This is a genomic window from Dongia rigui (assembly GCF_034044635.1).
In the GTDB taxonomy this organism is placed as follows: Bacteria; Pseudomonadota; Alphaproteobacteria; order Dongiales; family Dongiaceae; genus Dongia; species Dongia rigui.
The window spans coordinates 562,814-578,611 of the sequence record NZ_JAXCLX010000003.1 but is presented as its reverse complement, the minus strand read 5'-3'; the positions used below and the strand labels follow the sequence as shown (position 1 = coordinate 578,611).

General features: G+C 62.1%; 15 protein-coding genes. 4 read left to right on the top strand and 11 right to left on the bottom strand.

Going from position 1 to position 15,798, the window contains the following annotated elements; genetic code table 11:
- Positions 1-2 precede the first annotated feature (2 nt).
- From infA to rimO, 10 genes are all read right to left on the bottom strand, one after another.
- The gene (gene infA, locus SMD31_RS18195; RefSeq protein ID WP_320502349.1) at positions 3-278 is read right to left on the bottom strand and encodes a translation initiation factor IF-1; all 276 of its coding nucleotides are present in this window, start codon (positions 276-278) and stop codon (positions 3-5) included.
- Positions 279-480: 202 nt separating this feature from the next.
- Complete coding sequence (locus tag SMD31_RS18190) at positions 481-1,251, bottom strand: ABC transporter ATP-binding protein (RefSeq protein WP_320502348.1); 771 nt, start codon at positions 1,249-1,251, stop codon at positions 481-483.
- Positions 1,248-2,105, bottom strand: coding sequence for an ABC transporter ATP-binding protein (locus SMD31_RS18185; RefSeq protein WP_320502347.1), 858 nt, complete (start codon positions 2,103-2,105; stop codon positions 1,248-1,250). Before SMD31_RS18185 ends, SMD31_RS18190 begins: the two co-directional genes overlap by 4 nt.
- A 9-nt stretch (positions 2,106-2,114) precedes the next feature.
- A complete protein-coding gene (locus tag SMD31_RS18180) occupies positions 2,115-3,017 on the bottom strand; it encodes an ABC transporter permease (protein WP_320502346.1) in 903 nt (300 codons plus the stop codon).
- A gap of 12 nt (positions 3,018-3,029) precedes the next feature.
- Positions 3,030-4,052, bottom strand: coding sequence for an ABC transporter permease (locus SMD31_RS18175; protein WP_320502345.1), 1,023 nt, complete (start codon positions 4,050-4,052; stop codon positions 3,030-3,032).
- 91 nt (positions 4,053-4,143) lie between these two features.
- Complete coding sequence (locus SMD31_RS18170; protein ID WP_320502344.1) at positions 4,144-5,703, bottom strand: ABC transporter substrate-binding protein; 1,560 nt, start codon at positions 5,701-5,703, stop codon at positions 4,144-4,146.
- A 205-nt stretch (positions 5,704-5,908) separates the two neighbouring features.
- Positions 5,909-6,544, bottom strand: a complete 636-nt coding sequence (locus tag SMD31_RS18165; protein ID WP_320502343.1) for a hypothetical protein — start codon at positions 6,542-6,544, stop codon at positions 5,909-5,911.
- A gap of 38 nt (positions 6,545-6,582) precedes the next feature.
- The gene (locus tag SMD31_RS18160; RefSeq protein ID WP_320502342.1) at positions 6,583-7,233 is read right to left on the bottom strand and encodes an alanyl-tRNA editing protein; all 651 of its coding nucleotides are present in this window, start codon (positions 7,231-7,233) and stop codon (positions 6,583-6,585) included.
- A gap of 114 nt (positions 7,234-7,347) precedes the next feature.
- Positions 7,348-8,352 carry an arginase family protein gene (locus SMD31_RS18155; RefSeq protein ID WP_320502341.1) on the bottom strand — a complete coding sequence of 335 codons (1,005 nt, stop codon included), beginning with the start codon at positions 8,350-8,352 and terminating at the stop codon, positions 7,348-7,350.
- Between the two features lie 213 nt (positions 8,353-8,565).
- A complete protein-coding gene (gene rimO, locus SMD31_RS18150; RefSeq protein WP_320502340.1) occupies positions 8,566-9,894 on the bottom strand; it encodes a 30S ribosomal protein S12 methylthiotransferase RimO in 1,329 nt (442 codons plus the stop codon).
- Positions 9,895-10,132: 238 nt separating this feature from the next.
- Here rimO and SMD31_RS18145 point away from each other — a divergent pair, with 238 nt between their 5' ends.
- Positions 10,133-10,393, top strand: a complete 261-nt coding sequence (locus SMD31_RS18145; RefSeq protein ID WP_320502339.1) for a YMGG-like glycine zipper-containing protein — start codon at positions 10,133-10,135, stop codon at positions 10,391-10,393.
- Positions 10,394-10,488: 95 nt separating this feature from the next.
- Here SMD31_RS18145 and SMD31_RS18140 read toward each other — a convergent pair whose 3' ends face one another.
- Complete coding sequence (locus SMD31_RS18140) at positions 10,489-10,677, bottom strand: hypothetical protein (protein WP_320502338.1); 189 nt, start codon at positions 10,675-10,677, stop codon at positions 10,489-10,491.
- A 459-nt stretch (positions 10,678-11,136) separates the two neighbouring features.
- Between SMD31_RS18140 and hisD the strand changes: the two genes are divergently transcribed.
- Genes hisD through pgi form a run of 3 tightly spaced genes read left to right on the top strand, consistent with a single transcriptional unit; the run spans position 11,137 to position 15,760 of the window.
- A complete protein-coding gene (gene hisD / locus SMD31_RS18135; protein WP_320502337.1) occupies positions 11,137-12,474 on the top strand; it encodes a histidinol dehydrogenase in 1,338 nt (445 codons plus the stop codon).
- Positions 12,475-12,479: 5 nt separating this feature from the next.
- Complete coding sequence (locus SMD31_RS18130; protein WP_320502336.1) at positions 12,480-14,117, top strand: alpha-D-glucose phosphate-specific phosphoglucomutase; 1,638 nt, start codon at positions 12,480-12,482, stop codon at positions 14,115-14,117.
- Complete coding sequence (gene pgi / locus SMD31_RS18125) at positions 14,114-15,760, top strand: glucose-6-phosphate isomerase (protein WP_320502335.1); 1,647 nt, start codon at positions 14,114-14,116, stop codon at positions 15,758-15,760. Before SMD31_RS18130 ends, pgi begins: the two co-directional genes overlap by 4 nt.
- Positions 15,761-15,798 lie beyond the last annotated feature (38 nt).

The following is a 15,798-nucleotide window of genomic DNA, read 5'->3' as shown; positions in this document are numbered from 1 at the left end:
ACTTAGTGGCGGCGCTTGAAGGGCTGCGGGCGCGGGGCACCGGCGCCGGCCGGACGCTCGTCCTTGAAGCGGAAGGTGATGCGACCCTTGGTGAGATCGTAGGGCGTCATTTCGACCGTGACGCGGTCGCCTTCCAGGATGCGGATGCGATTCTTGCGCATCTTGCCTGAGGTATAGGCGAGGGTCTGGTGGCCGTTGTCGAGCTGCACCACGTAACGCAGGTCCGGGAGCATCTCCGTGACGGTACCGTCAAAGGTGATGACGTCTTCTTTGGACATGGGTCTCTTTCATTTCCAGGCGGCTAGGCGGATTTATCCCGCCGGGCCAAAGGCCTGACGGGCGGATTCGGGTCCGATTTCGCCGCGAATGGCCGATGGAATAAAGCAGGTTGTGGGGGCATTCAAGCCCAATCCCCACAGAGCTGCCCTGCGCCCGTCCTGCGCAAATCTATCTTGCTGAAATTATTGACTTTATCCACCTTTACAGATCTGCAAAGGCGTCGATGACCGCGCGGTCATATCCCTTGGATGCCAGCAGCAGCTGGCGCGAATAGGCATGATCCAGTGTACCGGTTCCCAAATGCCGGCTCTCTGCCACCTCGACCACCTTCCCTTGCCGCATGACGGCAAAGCGCTGGCACATATGGGCGACGACGCCCAGATCATGGCTGACCATCAGATAGGTGACGCCCAGTTCGGTGCGGATGTCGTCGAGAAGGTTGAGCACCTCGGCCTGGATCGAGACGTCGAGGGCGGAGGTGGGCTCGTCAAGGAGGATGATCTGCGGGCGCAGGATCAGCGCCCGCGCGATGGCGATGCGCTGGCGTTGCCCACCCGACAATTGGTGCGGATAGCGGAAACGGAAAGAGGGGCCGAGTTGCACCTGATCCAGCACGGCGCGCACCTTGGCTTCGCGGTCCGGGACATCATGGACGATGAGCGGTTCGGTGAGGATGCGGTCGATCGTGTGCTTGGGGTGCAGCGATCCGAAGGGGTCCTGAAAGACCATCTGGACCTGCGCGTAGAAGTTCTTGTCGCGTTTCTTGCCCTGAGTCACGCCATTGATGGTGATGCGACCGGCGCTGTCCACCAGACCGGCGACGGCGCGCAGGATGGTCGATTTCCCGGAACCGGATTCACCCACCAGGCCGAAGCTCTCGCCGGCCGCGACATTGAGGCTGACGTTATCGACGGCGGTAACGCGGTTGTCGGCATCGCCGAAGACGACGGTCAGATTCTCGATCTCGATCATCGCGTGCTTCCCTGGTTCGCCTGCTGACCCTGCGCCCAGGCCGGATCGCGGGTGAGCGTCGCCAGGCGCTTGGTCGGCCGGTCGACTTCGGGCGCACAGGCCAGAAGCCCGCGCGTATAGGGATGCGTTGCGTTCATGAGGTCCTTGGCCGGCACTTCCTCGACCACGCGCCCGCCATACATGATGAGGACGCGGTCGGCAAAGGTGCGCACCAGATTGAGATCGTGGCTGATGAAGATGAGGCCCATATTGCGGGTCTTTACCAAATCATCGAGGATCGCCAGCACCTGCAGGCGCACGGTGACGTCGAGGGCCGAGGTGGGCTCATCGGCGATGAGGAGTTCTGGTTCGGCCATCAGCATCATCGCGATCATCGCCCGCTGGCCCATGCCGCCCGAAAGCTCGTGCGGCCAGGCATTGAAGACGCGTTGCGGGTCGCGGATCTTGACCGCCGCCAGCATTTCAAGGGCGCGCTTGTGTGCTCCAGCGGTGCCCAGCAGGCGCTTGCCGGCCTCGATCAGCTGGTCGCCGATGGTCATCACAGGGTTCAGCGAATATTTCGGGTCCTGCATCACCATGGCGATGCGCTTGCCGCGGATCTCGCGCCATTGGGCGGGGCTGAGCCCCAGCAGATTGGTGCCGTGGAAGGCCATCTTATCTGCGGTGATACGGCCTTGCGTCAGGCCCAGAATGGCGCGGCCGGTCTGCGTCTTGCCGGAGCCGGATTCGCCGACGATGGCGAGCTTCTCGCGCCCCATGGTGAAATTGACATCCTTCACGGCATGGAATTCGCCCTTGGGCGTGTCGAAGCGGACGTTGAGGTTGCGGACCTCGAGAACGGGTGCGTCGGTCATCGTGTTACCTCACTTGCCACGCGGGTCGAGGACGTCACGAAGGCCGTCGCCGATCAGGTTGAAGCCAAGGCTGACGATGCAGATGGCGATGCCGGGATAGGTGCAGACCCACCATTGTTCCAGGATCTGCGAGCGTCCTTCCGAGACCATCGAACCCCATTCCGGTTGCGGCGGGGCAACGCCCAACCCCAAGAAGCCGAGACCAGCGGCAATCAGGATGATGCCGGCCATGTCGAGCGAGACGCGCACGATGAGCGAGGGGATGCACATCGGCATGATATGGCCGAACAGAATCCGCCACGACCCGGCACCGGTCATGCGCGCCGCCGCCAGATAGTCGCTGCCGCGCACGGAAAGTGTTTCCGCGCGGGCGATGCGGGCGTAAGGCGGCCAGGCGGTCAGCGCAATGGCGAGCACCGCGTTCTCGAGGCCTGCCCCCAGGGCCGCTGCGAAAGCGAGCGCCAGGATCAGCTTCGGGAAAGCGAGGAAAGCATCGGTCAAGCGCATCAGGCCGGTTTCGACCCAGCCGCCGACATAGCCGGCGGTGGTGCCGATGAGGAGGCCGATGGGCGCTGCCGTCACGGCCACCAGGCCGATGATATAGAGCGTCGTGCGTGCGCCGAAGACGATGCGGCTGAAGATGTCGCGGCCGTTCTCGTCGGTGCCCAGCCAGAACTTCCCGGACGGTGGCAGCAGGCGGTCTTCGAGATTGCCGAATAGCGGGTCATGCGGCGAAATCCAGGCGGCAAAGACCGCCATCACCACCAGCACGACCAGGATGATGAGCCCCAGCATGGCGAGCGGATTCTTGGCGAAGGTCAGCCAGCCCAGATAAAAACGTCCGGCGCGCGCCTGCAACCGTGAATCCGGCGTGTCGGAGAGGAGCCAGGAGCGGAGGGAAGCAGAGATCACTTTGTCCCTCCCTTACTTTGCGCGCGGATCGAGCAGCCGGTAGGCCACGTCGGTCAGCATGTTGATGACGATGAAGATGGCACCCACCACGATGGTGCCGCCCATGACGGCCGGCATGTCCTGGCCGAAGATGGAATCGGTGATGTAGAGGCCAAGCCCGCGCCAGGCGAAAACGGTTTCGGTCAGCACGGAGCCTTCCAGCAGATTGCCATATGATAGGGCGATGACGGTGATGAGCGGCACCAGGATGTTGCCCATGGCGTGTTTCCAGATGATGCGCGCTTCGGAAACGCCTTTGACCCGCGCCGTCAGGATGTATTCCTGAGAGAGCTGGCCCAGCATCAGGGAGCGGGTCATGCGGCTGATATAAGCGAGGCTGAAATAGCCGAGCAGGCTTGCCGGCAGGATGAGGTGTCCCAGCGCGTTCTTGAAGAGGTCCATGTCGCCGGCGATCAGCGTGTCGACGGTCATCAGTCCGGTGACCGGCGTGATCATATCCTCATAGCCGAAATCGAGGCGCCCGGGCCCAGGCAGCCAGTCGAGCTTGGCGTAGAAGACAAGGAGGCCCATCAACCCCAGCCAGAAAATCGGTACCGAATAACCGACGAGGCCGAGGAAACGGACGACGTGATCGACCATGGTGTCCTTGCGCACAGCGGCAAGAACGCCCAAGGGAATCCCGAGAATGATGCCGATGATGGTGCCGAGTGTGGCCAGTTCCAGCGTCGCCGGGAAGACGTTCATCAATTCATGGGCGATGGGCTGGCTGGTGCGGATCGACTGGCCGAGATCGCCCTGGATGACATGGGTGAAATAGATCCAGAACTGGACCAGGATCGGCTTGTTGAGGCCGAGTTCCTCGCGTACGCGGGCGACATAGTCCTCGGTCGCGTGGTCGCCGACGATGGCAAGGACGGGATCGGCGGGCAGCATCCGGCTGATGATGAAGGTCACCAGCAGCAGCCCGAACAGGGTGGTGAGAACGGAAGCGAGCGTGCGCAGAAATCCGCGCAAGCGACGTGACTTGATCAGCATGTCTTAGGTCCGGGCATCGGCAACAACATCTCCACCCAAAATGAAAAAGGCCCTCTCCCGGTCAGGGGAGAGGGCTGTCGAACGAAGATCGTTATTCCTTCGTCACATTCGCATAGAGGTTGAGATCGAAGGTGGGGCCGAGGACGAAGCCCTTCACATTGTTCTGCACGGCCGCGGTTTCGACCTGCTGGAACATGATGACATAGGGGCTGGTCTCCAACGCCTGCTTCTGCAGGGTCATGTACATGGCGGCACGCTTGGTGCCGTCCTTCTCGTCGCGGGCGGCGAGAACGGCGGCCTCGTTTTCCGGCAGCTGCCACTGATTGCGCTTGGCAAGCGGCGCCATCAGATAGCCTTCGGCGTTGGAATGCGGGTCCTGATAATCCGAACCCCACTGGCCGATATAGATATCGTGCTGGCTGGCACGATACTTGGTCAGCGTCGTCTTGTTGTCGGCCAACTTGATGATGATGTTGATGCCGGCCTTGGACATCGTGTTCTGGATCGACGCCGAGAGGAGACGGGTCTCCGTCTTGTTGGTCGTGTCCATGGTGACGTTGAAGCCGTTGGGCAGGCCGGCCTTGGCCAGCAATTCCTTGGCCTTGGCGACGTCGAGCTTGAACGGCGTCTCGTTATCCGCACCCAGCTGGCCTTCCGGCAGGAAGGTCTGGTGCTTGATGCCGATGGCCTTGAACGATGTGTTGGCAAGGCCGTCATAGTCGACCAGGTACTTCATCGCCTGGCGCACTTCGGGCTTGGCCAGATATTCGTTCTTGGTGTTGAGGCCCATATACCACAGGGTCGCTTTGGGTGCCGCTGCGACATGCACGTTCTTGTCTCCGGCAATCGCCTTCAGCTGGTCGCCGGTGAGGTTGCGCGCCATATCGACGTCACCCTTCTGCAGCAGCAGCTGCTGGGTGGCGCTTTCGGTCACGTTCTTCGCGAGCACGCGCTTGATCTTCGGCGCGCCGCCCCAATAGTTCTCGTTGGCTTCAAGGACCAGCGATTCATTGGGCTTCCAGGCCTTCAGCACGAACGGGCCGGAACCGGCATAGTTGGTGCGCATCCAATCGTAGCCGAGATCGCCGTCCTTCTCATGCGACATCGCTTCCTTCTTGTCGACCACGGCCGAGGTGAAGGAGAGGCAGTTCAGGAAGAACGAGGGGGCATAGGAGGCGTCGAGTTCGACTTCGACAGTCGAAGCGTCCTTCACACGCACCATGTCCTTCACATTCTCGGGCTTCAAGCCAAACTGATTGAGAATGAAGGAGGGATTCTTGGCGAGCAGCACGTAGCGTTCGATGGAGAACTCGACGTCTTCTGCGGTCAGCTCGTTACCGGAAGCGAATTTGATGCCCGGACGGATCTTGAAGGTGAAGACCTTGCCGTCGTCCGAGACGGAATAGCTCTCGGCGGCTTGCAGCTTCACTTCGCCCGGCTTGTCCAGATCCTGGACCACGAGGCGGTCATAGGCATTGGCCATGTATTCCGAGCTGGAAAATTCGTAGATCTCGGCCGGGTCGAGCGAAATGATATCGTCGAACACCCAGGCCATGACCAGCGTGTCCTTGGGGGTCTTGGCCTCGGCGGCAAAGCCGCTTGCCACGACCAGGGCCAGACCGGCGACGCCGGCCTTCAGCAACATATTCATAGAAGCCTCCAGGTTGTGATCTGACTTGTTTCTTGCATCCCACAAGCGCGATCGGGCGCATACCCCAGCGCCCGTGCCGCCCGCTAGGCTATACTTCGATGACAATTCTGCAATGAAAATTTGACCGGAAGCCCAAGGGGATGGGCGATCCAAGGCCTGCGGCCGAATCGTCAGGCGCGGAAATATCGCGCCAAAGCTTCGTTGATCAGGACGGCAGCAGACGACGGGTTGCGTCTTTCATCACGTCCGCGAGCCGATGGCTGATGAGGCAGCGCAGCGTCGCGCGTTCGCGCTCCAGGCGCTGGCAAACCGCTTTTACACCGGCAGAGAGGCCAAGCCGGGCGGCGGCCTCGGTGATGTGGCACTCCCGGGCGTCGTTCCCGCATTCCTGCCAGACGGTCGCGGCAAAGCCATCGGCGGCCCGGCCTGGGCCGAATGGATAAGAATCCCGAGGCATGCCGGTAAGGATTGATGTCGGGTCCGGATCCCGCGCGAGGCGTCGAAGATCCAGTGTCAGGGCCATCTTGATGATACAGTCACTTTCGATGATGTACCCGCCATTCCAGCGGCAATAATCTGTGACCGTGGCGCCATCCGGTAGCGAGCGGCTAACCACATCAAGGCTGCATGCCGCGCGCGCATCGCTACCCCCATTGCTACAGCGCGCGACGACAAGAGACCAATGTTCCCGCGCCGCCTCGGTATAGGCCGGGTCGTCGGTGAGTTCGTAGCTCTGGAAAGTGGGGCTAGCGGGTGGCGTCCACTGTGACGCCGATTGGCAGCCGGTCACGACGGACAAAGCAATGATGCACATCGCGCGCAGGGAAAATGGGGTCAGCATGGTTCCGATCGCGTTGAGGAATGATGTTCGATACAACCCTAGCATGCATCCGCAGCGAACACTATTTCGATCCGCTCTTTGCCCTTGCCGATATTCCGGCGCTTGAGGGCAATAGGCCCCACTTCGCTGGTGCGTTTCAGATGTGTACCACCGCAGGGCACCGGGTCGAAGCCCGGCACCTGCCAAAAGCGGCGCCCCGCGGCTTCGTCACTGAAGGCGCTGGTAATCTGCAGATCGGCGGCAATGACGGCGTTGGCCCGCGCCGTGAGGCGGAGAAGCTCCTGGGTCACGGGCTGCTCCCGCGCGAAATCGATGCGTGCCTTGTCGGCCGCAATATGGGCGCCGATTTTCTCAATCGGGCCGAGGTCGCGGTAGACGAGCTCCAGCACGATCTCGGCTGCGAAATGGAGGCGCATCAGCCGATAGCGGCGCGCCCAATCGATGGTGGTTGCAACCTTTTGCCCAGGCATCAACCCGTGCCCGGGCGGCAGGGTATAGATGATGTCCTGGCCGGCCTTCCTCGCCTCCCGGACTTCGTGACCGGCGATCGTGCCCTGATCGCTCTCCTGCCCGCCGGAGACGGCATAGATGATGGTGGCGGCCAGCGTCACCGCATCGCCATCCACCGACGCCACCTCGGTATCGAGATGCGCGAGATAAGGGTCTTCCCAGAACACTTTCCGTAGCATGGCGTGCATTCTTGCGAGGTGCAGCCCATCCCGCAAGGACCGCCTTGAGGGAGTGGATGCCCGGCCAATCGGACCAACGCTTGGCCCGGGCCTGACTATTCGTTGAGGAGGGAACTACCGCCGCCCCTTGTCGATGTTGTCGGCAATCAGCGCCGCCATTTCGAACATGATCGCCATCGCGTTCATGGCGGTGATGTTGTTGGGGTTGTCCTTGGTGGGGATCATGCAGACGATGTCGCCGCCGATGATGTCGAGCCCGCGCAGGCCGTGGAAGATCTTGACGATTTGCGAGGCGCGGAGGCCCTCATGCAGCGGTTCCAGATTGGAGACGGCCGGCGCATCGGCCGGGTCCAGGCAGTCGAGATCGAAGGTGATGTAGAGCGGCATGTCACCGACACGCTCGCGGATGATCTCGATGGTCTTCTCGATGCCGATCTCGAAGAATTCATCGGCCGGGATCAGGCGATAGCCGAGCTTGCTGAAATTGAGGTCCTTGCGCGGGCGAATGGGGTTGCCGCGCATGCCGATCTGCACACTGCGTTCCGGGTCGACATGCTGCTCGGTCACGGTATAGGCGGCCCAATGTGCCGCTGATCGCTCGGCGCCCAGCCAATGCGGGATGTGTTCGTAATCGTCGCGATGGGCATCGAAATGAAGGAGGGCGCATTTGCGGCCCTTGGTCGTCTTGGCGTCCTTGCCGGCCAGCGCTTTGAGGATCGGCCCAGTGATCGAATGATCGCCGCCGATCGAGACGGGCCGGGCGCCGGCCGCATCGACGCGCTTATAGAAAGCCTCGATATCCTTGACGCAGATGTCGTTGACCATGGCATGGGGCAGCGGCACATCGCCGATGTCGTTGATGCGCGCCGATTCCCAGGGAACGATGCCGTAATGCTGATGGCCACGGCGATACCAGCCGGAAACATTGCGCACAGCGCGTGGTGCCAGGTGCTGGTCGCGCTCGGTCGAGCCGTTGCCGGAGGAATGCGGCACGCCCACCAACGCAATGTCGCAATTGGCCGGGTTCTCGTCGAACTTGCATTTAAAGAAGGTCTGGATGCCCCACCAATACCAGGGCTCCATCTCCGCCTTTTTGCGCTGGAACTCAGCCTCGTCCATTTTCATCCCCCGCTTTACGACGGGGCAAACCTAGCCGCCGCGCAGGTGGCTGACAACAATCGTCGGCAGTTTATGCTCGTCATGCCCGGGCCCAGCGTTGATCCCATTGGCCGGGCATCCACTTCCTCCAGGCAATCAGTGGATCCCCGGGTCCCGGCCGAGGCATGTCGGCATGCGCCGACAGGGCCCGGGGATGACGCTGGATTAGGTTCCTTAGCTGACGAGGTCGCCCCAGAGATCGTAATCCTCGGCGCGCTCGATCTTCACCTTCACCATGTCGCCGGCCTTGAGGCGCTTCTTGCCGAGATTGCCGACAAAGACCTGGCCGTCGATTTCCGGCGCATCCGCCGACGAGCGGCCAATCGCCTGCACCTTGTCGGCCTCGTCGATCAGCACGTCGAGCGTCTTGCCGACTTTCTTCTGCATGCGCTCTTCGCTGATCTGGCGTTGGGTTTCCATGAAACGGTCCCAGCGGTCATGCTTCTCGTCCTCATCCACCTGCTCAAGGCCGAGATCATTGGCCTTGGCGCCGTCCACGGGTTCGTATTTGAAGCAACCGACGCGGTCGAGCTGCGCTTCTTCCAGCCAGTCGAGCATGTAGTTGAAATCATCCTCGGTCTCGCCGGGGAAACCGACGATGAAGGTCGAGCGGATGGTGAGGTCGGGGCAGATCTCGCGCCACTTCTTGATGCGCTCCAGCACCTTCTCCTGGTTGCCGGGCCGCTTCATCGCCTTCAAGACCTTCGGGCTCGCATGCTGGAACGGAATATCGAGATAAGGGAGCACCAGGCCTTCCGCCATCAACGGAATGACATCGTCGACATGCGGATAGGGATAGACGTAATGGAGGCGCGTCCAGGCGCCGAGCTGGCCCAATTCGCGCGCCAGATCCAGGAACTTCGCCTTGACCATGCGGCCTTGATATTTGCTCTCGGCGTATTTGATATCGATTCCATAGGCCGAGGTATCCTGGCTGATGACCAGCAATTCCTTGACGCCGGATTTCACCAGATTCTCGGCTTCGATCAGCACTTCGCGCGCCGGGCGCGAGGCAAGATCGCCGCGCAGGGACGGAATGATGCAGAAGGTGCAGCGGTTGTTGCAGCCTTCCGAAATCTTCAAATAGGCATAATGGCGCGGCGTCAGTTTGAGACCGGCCGGCGGCACCAGATCCATGAAGGGGTCATGCTTGGGCGGCACGACGCCGTGAACCGCATTCACGACGGTCTCATATTGCTGCGGACCGGTGATGGCGAGGACGTTCGGATAATCGCCGCGGATGAGTTCGGGTGTCGCACCCAGGCAGCCGGTGACGATGACCTTGCCGTTCTCGTTAAGCGCCTCGCCGATCGCCTCCAAGCTTTCGGTGCGGGCGGAATCGAGGAAGCCGCAGGTGTTGACGATGACGACGTCGGCCCCGCTATAGGTATCGGAAATTTCATACCCCTCAGCGCGCAGCTGGGTGAGGATCCGTTCCGAATCGACGAGCGCCTTGGGGCAGCCCAGGCTGACGATGCCGACGCGCGGCTGGCTTTTGCTCATGATCTTGAAAATCCAAAAATTGCGGGCGCGCCCTACATCAACCGGCGGCGTCAGGCTCTCATGGAGCCCACCCATTTCAGCCGTGACCTATCCCGATTTTAACCGAGCGGCAAGATGGCTTCTAATATATTGAAATAATTCAGTATTTATCGCCTCACAGCGATGTGACGCCGCGTTCCTGGCACTGATCGCACCGGCCGCCGTTCATTTGGCGGCTAGAACGAGACAGGAGAGAGCCATGTCAGGGTCACCGATCCAACAGCCTGCCACCCACTCATTGACCCGCCCCGCCAAGATGCTCGCCGCGGCTGGTCTGCTGGCCGTCAGCCTCGGCGCCTGTTCGAACATGTCGTCAACCCAGCAGCGCACCCTGTCCGGCGGCGCCATCGGTGCCGCGGGTGGTGCGGCCATCGGCGCACTTTCTGGCGGATCGGCCGGTATGGGGGCGCTCATTGGCGGCGCCGCTGGCGCCGGCACTGGATATTTGCTCTCCCAGTAAAGGCGCCCGTTAAACACTTTTGGCGTGACCGCACAGATCGTGTGCGGTCACGCCCGCTGGACGCTAAAGTTTTGTCCTAAAATGCAAATCCAGGATCACAGCCTTGTCACGTCGGTCACCGGCTTGTCGGCAGCGAGGCCGCCCTCGGTCTCGTAGCTTGGTCTCACAAGATTTCCAAAGATGTCGGATCCATTTGGGTCGGCCGGATTGGCGCGGCCCGAATGCTTGGAGGAGAAAGCCATGATCGAGACGATTGTCGGGTTGGCATTGGTTACCTGGGTCATCGCCCTGGGCCTGACGCCGGGCTGGCTCGGCCCCGTGACAACACGCTCGCGCTTGCTTGAGCGGTCTCGCGAGGTCCTTCGCTCACGGTTGACGTATCGCTCGCGCATCTCCCTCGCCCGCTCGCGTCTGTCGTTCCTGGCCTGATCAACCCTCCCATCTTTCAGTTTCTCGCTTTGCCGGCCCCAACTGGTTGAACGTTGCTTGACTGGTCGGCCGATCTTGGTGACCCCAGCCGGACCTACCCCCCGAAAGGGAACCCCCGCCGAGATCGGCCCACGCGCCCAACCGCTTCCTCTTTGCGGTTGGGCGATCTTTTTTGGGCAAATAATGTGAGAACCCGCTGAAGCGCGAGGGTTTGCTGCACTGCATCGTTTTCGGGTGGCAAGGCGGGACCGGGCCCGGTTAAGCTGGGACCCGACTTTCCCTTCACCCGTTCTCGCCCGGACCTTTTCCCTGCCATGACCGACCGCTCGATCCGATTCTATGAACTCGCCCAATTGGACGAGGCAGCCCGCGCCCGCCTGCTGGTGCGCTCGGAGGAGAATCTCGACTCCTTCATCGAAGCAGTGAAACCGATCCTCAGTGCCGTCGAAAAAGAGGGCGATGCGGCGCTCATCCGCTGCGCGCAGCGCTTCGATGGGGCGCCGGCCGATTTCAAGGCGATCAAGACGCCGGCGGAAGATTTCGCCTGGGCGCGCAAAGCCGTTTCGGCCGAGGTCGTCGCAGCGTTGGAATTCGCCGCCGACAACATCCGCCGCTATCACCAGGCGCAGATGCCCGAGGAAATGTGGCTGAAGGAAATGCGGCCCGGCGTCTTTGCGGGTGAGCGCTGGTCGCCCTTGGATTCGGTTGCCTGCTACGTGCCGCGCGGCAAGGGATCTTTTCCCTCCGTGGCGTTGATGACGGCGATCCCGGCCGTCGTTGCCGGTGCGAGGCGCGTCGTGATGCTGACCCCGCCGGGTGCCGATGGCCGCGCCGATGCCGCGACCTTGATTGCGGCCGAACTTGCCGGTGTCACCGAAGTCTACCGCGTCGGCGGGGCGCAGGCCGTGGCGGCTGCGGCCTTTGGGACCGAAAGCGTGCCGCGCTGCCTCAAGATCGTGGGGCCGGGCTCGCCCTACCTCATCGCCGCCAAGAAGCTGCTCGCCGACCGGATCGATCCGGGCATGCTCGCCGGCCCTTCCGAGGCGCTGGTTCTGGCCGATGACACGGCGGATGGGCGTCTCGCCGCCCTCGATCTGCTGGTCGAGGTCGAACATGGACCGGATTCTTCCGGTTTCCTGGTGACGCCGTCGCGCGCTGTCGCCGAGGCGGCGCTGAAAGCCATTCCCGGTTTCTTCGGTCAAATGAGTGAAACACGGATCGACTACACCATGACCGTGTTGAGTTCCGACCGCGGCGGCATCGTGCTGACGCCGGATATCCAGAGCGCCTATGACTTCGTCAATGACTATGCGCCAGAGCATCTGATGATCCACGCCAAGGAACCCTATGTGCATCTGGGGCAGATCCGGAATGCCGGTGAGATCCTGCTCGGCGAGAACAGCTCCAACACGCTGGCGAATTTTGTGATTGGTCCCAACAACGTCTTGCCGACCAGCGGCTGGGCCAAGACCATGTCGCCGCTGTCGGTGTTCGATTACATGAAGCGCGCGACCGTGGCGCAGGTGACGCCGGCCGGTTATGCGGGCCTTGCGAAGGCCGCCGAGGTGCTTGCGCGCTATGAAGGTTTCGATGCCCATGCCAACGCCGTGTCGGAGACGCGGGCGAAGATCATGGCTGACAGAAAGGGATGAGTTTGATGGCGGCTGACGTTTTGCAGGTTTCCCATATCGATTGCCCGCCATTCATGGACCAGCGGCCCGGCACCTCGGGCCTGCGCAAGAAGGTGACGCGTTTCGCCGAGCCGCATTATCTCGCCATGTTCGTGCAGGCGATCTTCGACGGCGTGGGCGACCTCAAAGGCAGTACCATCGCGCTGGGCGGTGATGGGCGCTATTTCAACCGCGAGGCCAGCGCCATCATCCTGCGCATGGCGGCGGCCCATGGTATCGCCAAGGTCGTGGTGGGGAAGGGCGGCATCCTGTCGACGCCGGCCGTCAGCAACATCATTCGGCAGCGACAACTGAAGGGCGGCATCGTTCTTTCCGCCAGCCATAATCCGGGCGGGCCCGATGGCGATTTCGGCATCAAATACAATGTGGCGAATGGCGGCCCGGCGCCGGAGAGCGTGACCGAGGCGATCTTCGCCTTGTCGCAGCGCCTATCCGGCTACGACATTCTCGATGCCCAGGCGGGCACCATCGATCTCGACAAGATTGGCACGCAGCGCCTCGGCGCGCTCACGGTCGAGGTGATCGATCCGGTCGCCGACTATGCGGCGTTGATGGAGAAGCTGTTCGATTTTGCGCGCATGCGCAGCTGGATCAAGCAGAACGGCGTCCTCTTCGACGCCATGCATGCCGTGACCGGCCCCTATGCCGAGGAGATTTTCATCAAGCGTCTCGGCGCCCCGGCCGGATCGATCATGAACTTCGTGCCGAAGCCCGATTTCGGCAATCATCATCCTGACCCCAATCCCGCCCATGCCGAAGCCCTGATGGCGGCGATGTGGGCATCGGATGCGCCCGCCTTGGGTGCGGCATCCGACGGCGATGGCGATCGCAACATGATCGTGGGGCCAAAACTCGCGGTCACACCCAGCGACAGCCTTGCCGTACTGGCAGCCAATGCAAAACTCATCCCGGGTTATGCCAAGGGGATCAGTGGCGTCGCGCGGTCGATGCCGACCAGCCGGGCGGCCGATGTCGTGGCAGCAGAACTCGGCATCGAAAGCTTCGAGACGCCGACGGGGTGGAAGTTCTTCGGCAATCTGCTCGACGCCGGCCGCGTGACCTTGTGCGGTGAGGAAAGCTACGGCACCGGTTCCGACCATGTGCGCGAAAAGGACGGGCTGTGGGCCGTGTTGTTCTGGCTCGACCTGCTGGCCGCCACGGGCGAAACCGTGCCTGCCATCCTCGACGCGCATTGGCGCCGTTTCGGCCGGCACTATTATTCGCGCCACGATTACGAGGCGGTCGACAGCGCCAAGGCCAATGACATCATGAACGGTCTGCGCCAGCGCCTGCAGGATCTCAAAGGTCGCGGCGGCATCGAACTGGCCGACGATTTTCGCTATCAGGACCCGATCGATAATTCGATCAGCGAAAAACAGGGCGTGCGCCTGGTGTTCGGCAATGGCGGCCGTCTGGTCTTGCGCCTGTCCGGTACCGGCACGGAAGGTGCGACCTTGCGCCTCTATATTGAACGTTTCGAGCCCCGCACGGGCAATCTTCAGCTGGACGCGCAAGTGGCGCTGGCAGACCTGATCGCCCAAGCCGAAGACATTATCGGCATCAAGCGACTTTCTGGCCGTGCCCAACCGGATGTGGTGACATGACGAAACCGACCGAATTCTCTTCGTGGAAATCTCTCATCGAGCATCAGGCGAAGCTGAAAGGCACGACCCTCGCGTCGCTTTTTGCGGCCGACCCGGCGCGCTTCAAAAATTTTTCGGCCACGTTCGGCGATGTCGTTCTCGACTATTCGAAGAACGGCGTCAGCGATGTCACGATGGGACTGCTTTTCGATTTGGCGCGTGATGCGGGGCTTGAAGAGGCGCGCGCCAAGCTTTTCGGCGGCGCCCGCGTCAACAACACTGAAAACCGTCCGGCTTTGCACATGGCGCTGCGCGCACCTGCCGCCCATGCGGGCAATGGCCTCGCCTTCGCCATCGACGGCAAGGATGTGGCACCCCAGGTCGAGCGCGAGCTCGATCTGTTGTGCGATTTCGCTGATGAAGTGCGCATGGGCGCCTTCAAGGGGGCGACGGGTAAGCGCATCCGCCATATCGTCAATATCGGCATCGGCGGCTCCGATCTGGGACCGGCCCTCATCGTCGACGGCCTGCGCGCCGATATCGGCGGCAAGCTGCAGCTCGATTTCGTTTCCAATGTCGATGGGGCGCATCTTGATCTGGTGCTGAGCCGCGCCGTTCCGGAAAAGACGCTGTTCATCGTCGCCTCGAAGACCTTCACCACGGCCGAAACCATGGCGAATGCCAAAGCGGCGCGGAAATGGCTTGCCGGCAAGCTCGGCGAGGCCGCAGTCGATCGGCATTTTGTCGCGGTCTCGACCAATATCGAGGCGGTGACGGCCTTCGGCATCAACCCCGACCGCATGTTCCGCTTCTGGGACTGGGTCGGTGGGCGCTACTCCCTTTGGTCGGCGATCGGCCTTTCCATCATCCTTGCCGTCGGCCCTCATAAATTCCGCGACCTCCTTGCCGGTGCCGCTGCTGTCGATCGGCATTTTGCCGAGGCGCCGCTCACAGAGAATCTGCCCGTCATCATGGGGCTGCTGCAGGTGTGGCATCGCAATTTCTGCGGCTTCGGTTCGCAGGCCATTTTGCCTTACGCGCAGGATCTGTGGCGCCTTCCGGCCTATCTCCAGCAGCTGGAGATGGAGAGCAACGGCAAGCGCGTGACGCGCGAGGGCCAGCCGGTTACCTGGCAGACCTCGCCGGTGATCTGGGGCCAGGCGGGTACCAATGGGCAGCATGCCTTCCACCAGATGCTGCACCAGGGATCGGAGCCCGTGCCCTGCGACTTCATCCTCACCGCCCGCGACCGCTCGGCCTTCCCGGAACAGCACCAGATGCTGTTCGCCAATGGCCTTGCACAATCGGCGGCCCTTGCCTTCGGCAAATCCGCCGAGACGGTGAGTGCCGAGATGAAGGCCGCCGGAAAAGCAGCCGATGAGGTCGCGTTCCTGACGCCACACCGCACCTTCCCCGGCAATCGTCCGTCGACGACATTGCTGCTGCCGGTGCTCGACCCCTATCATCTGGGTGCGCTCATCGCGCTCTACGAGCATAAGGTCTTCGTCGCGGCAACCATCTGGAACATCAACCCCTTCGATCAATGGGGCGTCGAGCTCGGCAAGGAGATGGCGAACGCGCTTCTTGCCGGCAAAGGTGGCCCTGCCGATTCCTCGACAGCCGGCCTCATGGCCCTATATGATCGTTATACGCACAGAAAATAGCGTGCGTGGGCGGCGCGACGGGCGGGCCGCCGGAACAG

Excerpts from the sequence above, each read along its gene's own strand:
- SMD31_RS18140 (WP_320502338.1), bottom strand. The coding sequence starts at position 10,677 with ATGACCCAGGTAACCAATGCCAACCCGACAATCGTCTCGATCATGGCT.
- SMD31_RS18165 (WP_320502343.1), bottom strand. The coding sequence starts at position 6,544 with ATGCTGACCCCATTTTCCCTGCGCGCGATGTGCATCATTGCTTTGTCC.
- SMD31_RS18155 (WP_320502341.1), bottom strand. The coding sequence starts at position 8,352 with ATGGACGAGGCTGAGTTCCAGCGCAAAAAGGCGGAGATGGAGCCCTGG.
- SMD31_RS18170 (WP_320502344.1), bottom strand. The coding sequence starts at position 5,703 with ATGAATATGTTGCTGAAGGCCGGCGTCGCCGGTCTGGCCCTGGTCGTG.
- SMD31_RS18175 (WP_320502345.1), bottom strand. The coding sequence starts at position 4,052 with ATGCTGATCAAGTCACGTCGCTTGCGCGGATTTCTGCGCACGCTCGCT.
- SMD31_RS18145 (WP_320502339.1), top strand. The coding sequence starts at position 10,133 with ATGTCAGGGTCACCGATCCAACAGCCTGCCACCCACTCATTGACCCGC.
- SMD31_RS18160 (WP_320502342.1), bottom strand. The coding sequence starts at position 7,233 with ATGCTACGGAAAGTGTTCTGGGAAGACCCTTATCTCGCGCATCTCGAT.
- SMD31_RS18130 (WP_320502336.1), top strand. The coding sequence starts at position 12,480 with ATGGCGGCTGACGTTTTGCAGGTTTCCCATATCGATTGCCCGCCATTC.
- infA (WP_320502349.1), bottom strand. The coding sequence starts at position 278 with ATGTCCAAAGAAGACGTCATCACCTTTGACGGTACCGTCACGGAGATG.
- SMD31_RS18185 (WP_320502347.1), bottom strand. The coding sequence starts at position 2,105 with ATGACCGACGCACCCGTTCTCGAGGTCCGCAACCTCAACGTCCGCTTC.
- pgi (WP_320502335.1), top strand. The coding sequence starts at position 14,114 with ATGACGAAACCGACCGAATTCTCTTCGTGGAAATCTCTCATCGAGCAT.
- rimO (WP_320502340.1), bottom strand. The coding sequence starts at position 9,894 with ATGAGCAAAAGCCAGCCGCGCGTCGGCATCGTCAGCCTGGGCTGCCCC.
- SMD31_RS18190 (WP_320502348.1), bottom strand. The coding sequence starts at position 1,251 with ATGATCGAGATCGAGAATCTGACCGTCGTCTTCGGCGATGCCGACAAC.
- hisD (WP_320502337.1), top strand. The coding sequence starts at position 11,137 with ATGACCGACCGCTCGATCCGATTCTATGAACTCGCCCAATTGGACGAG.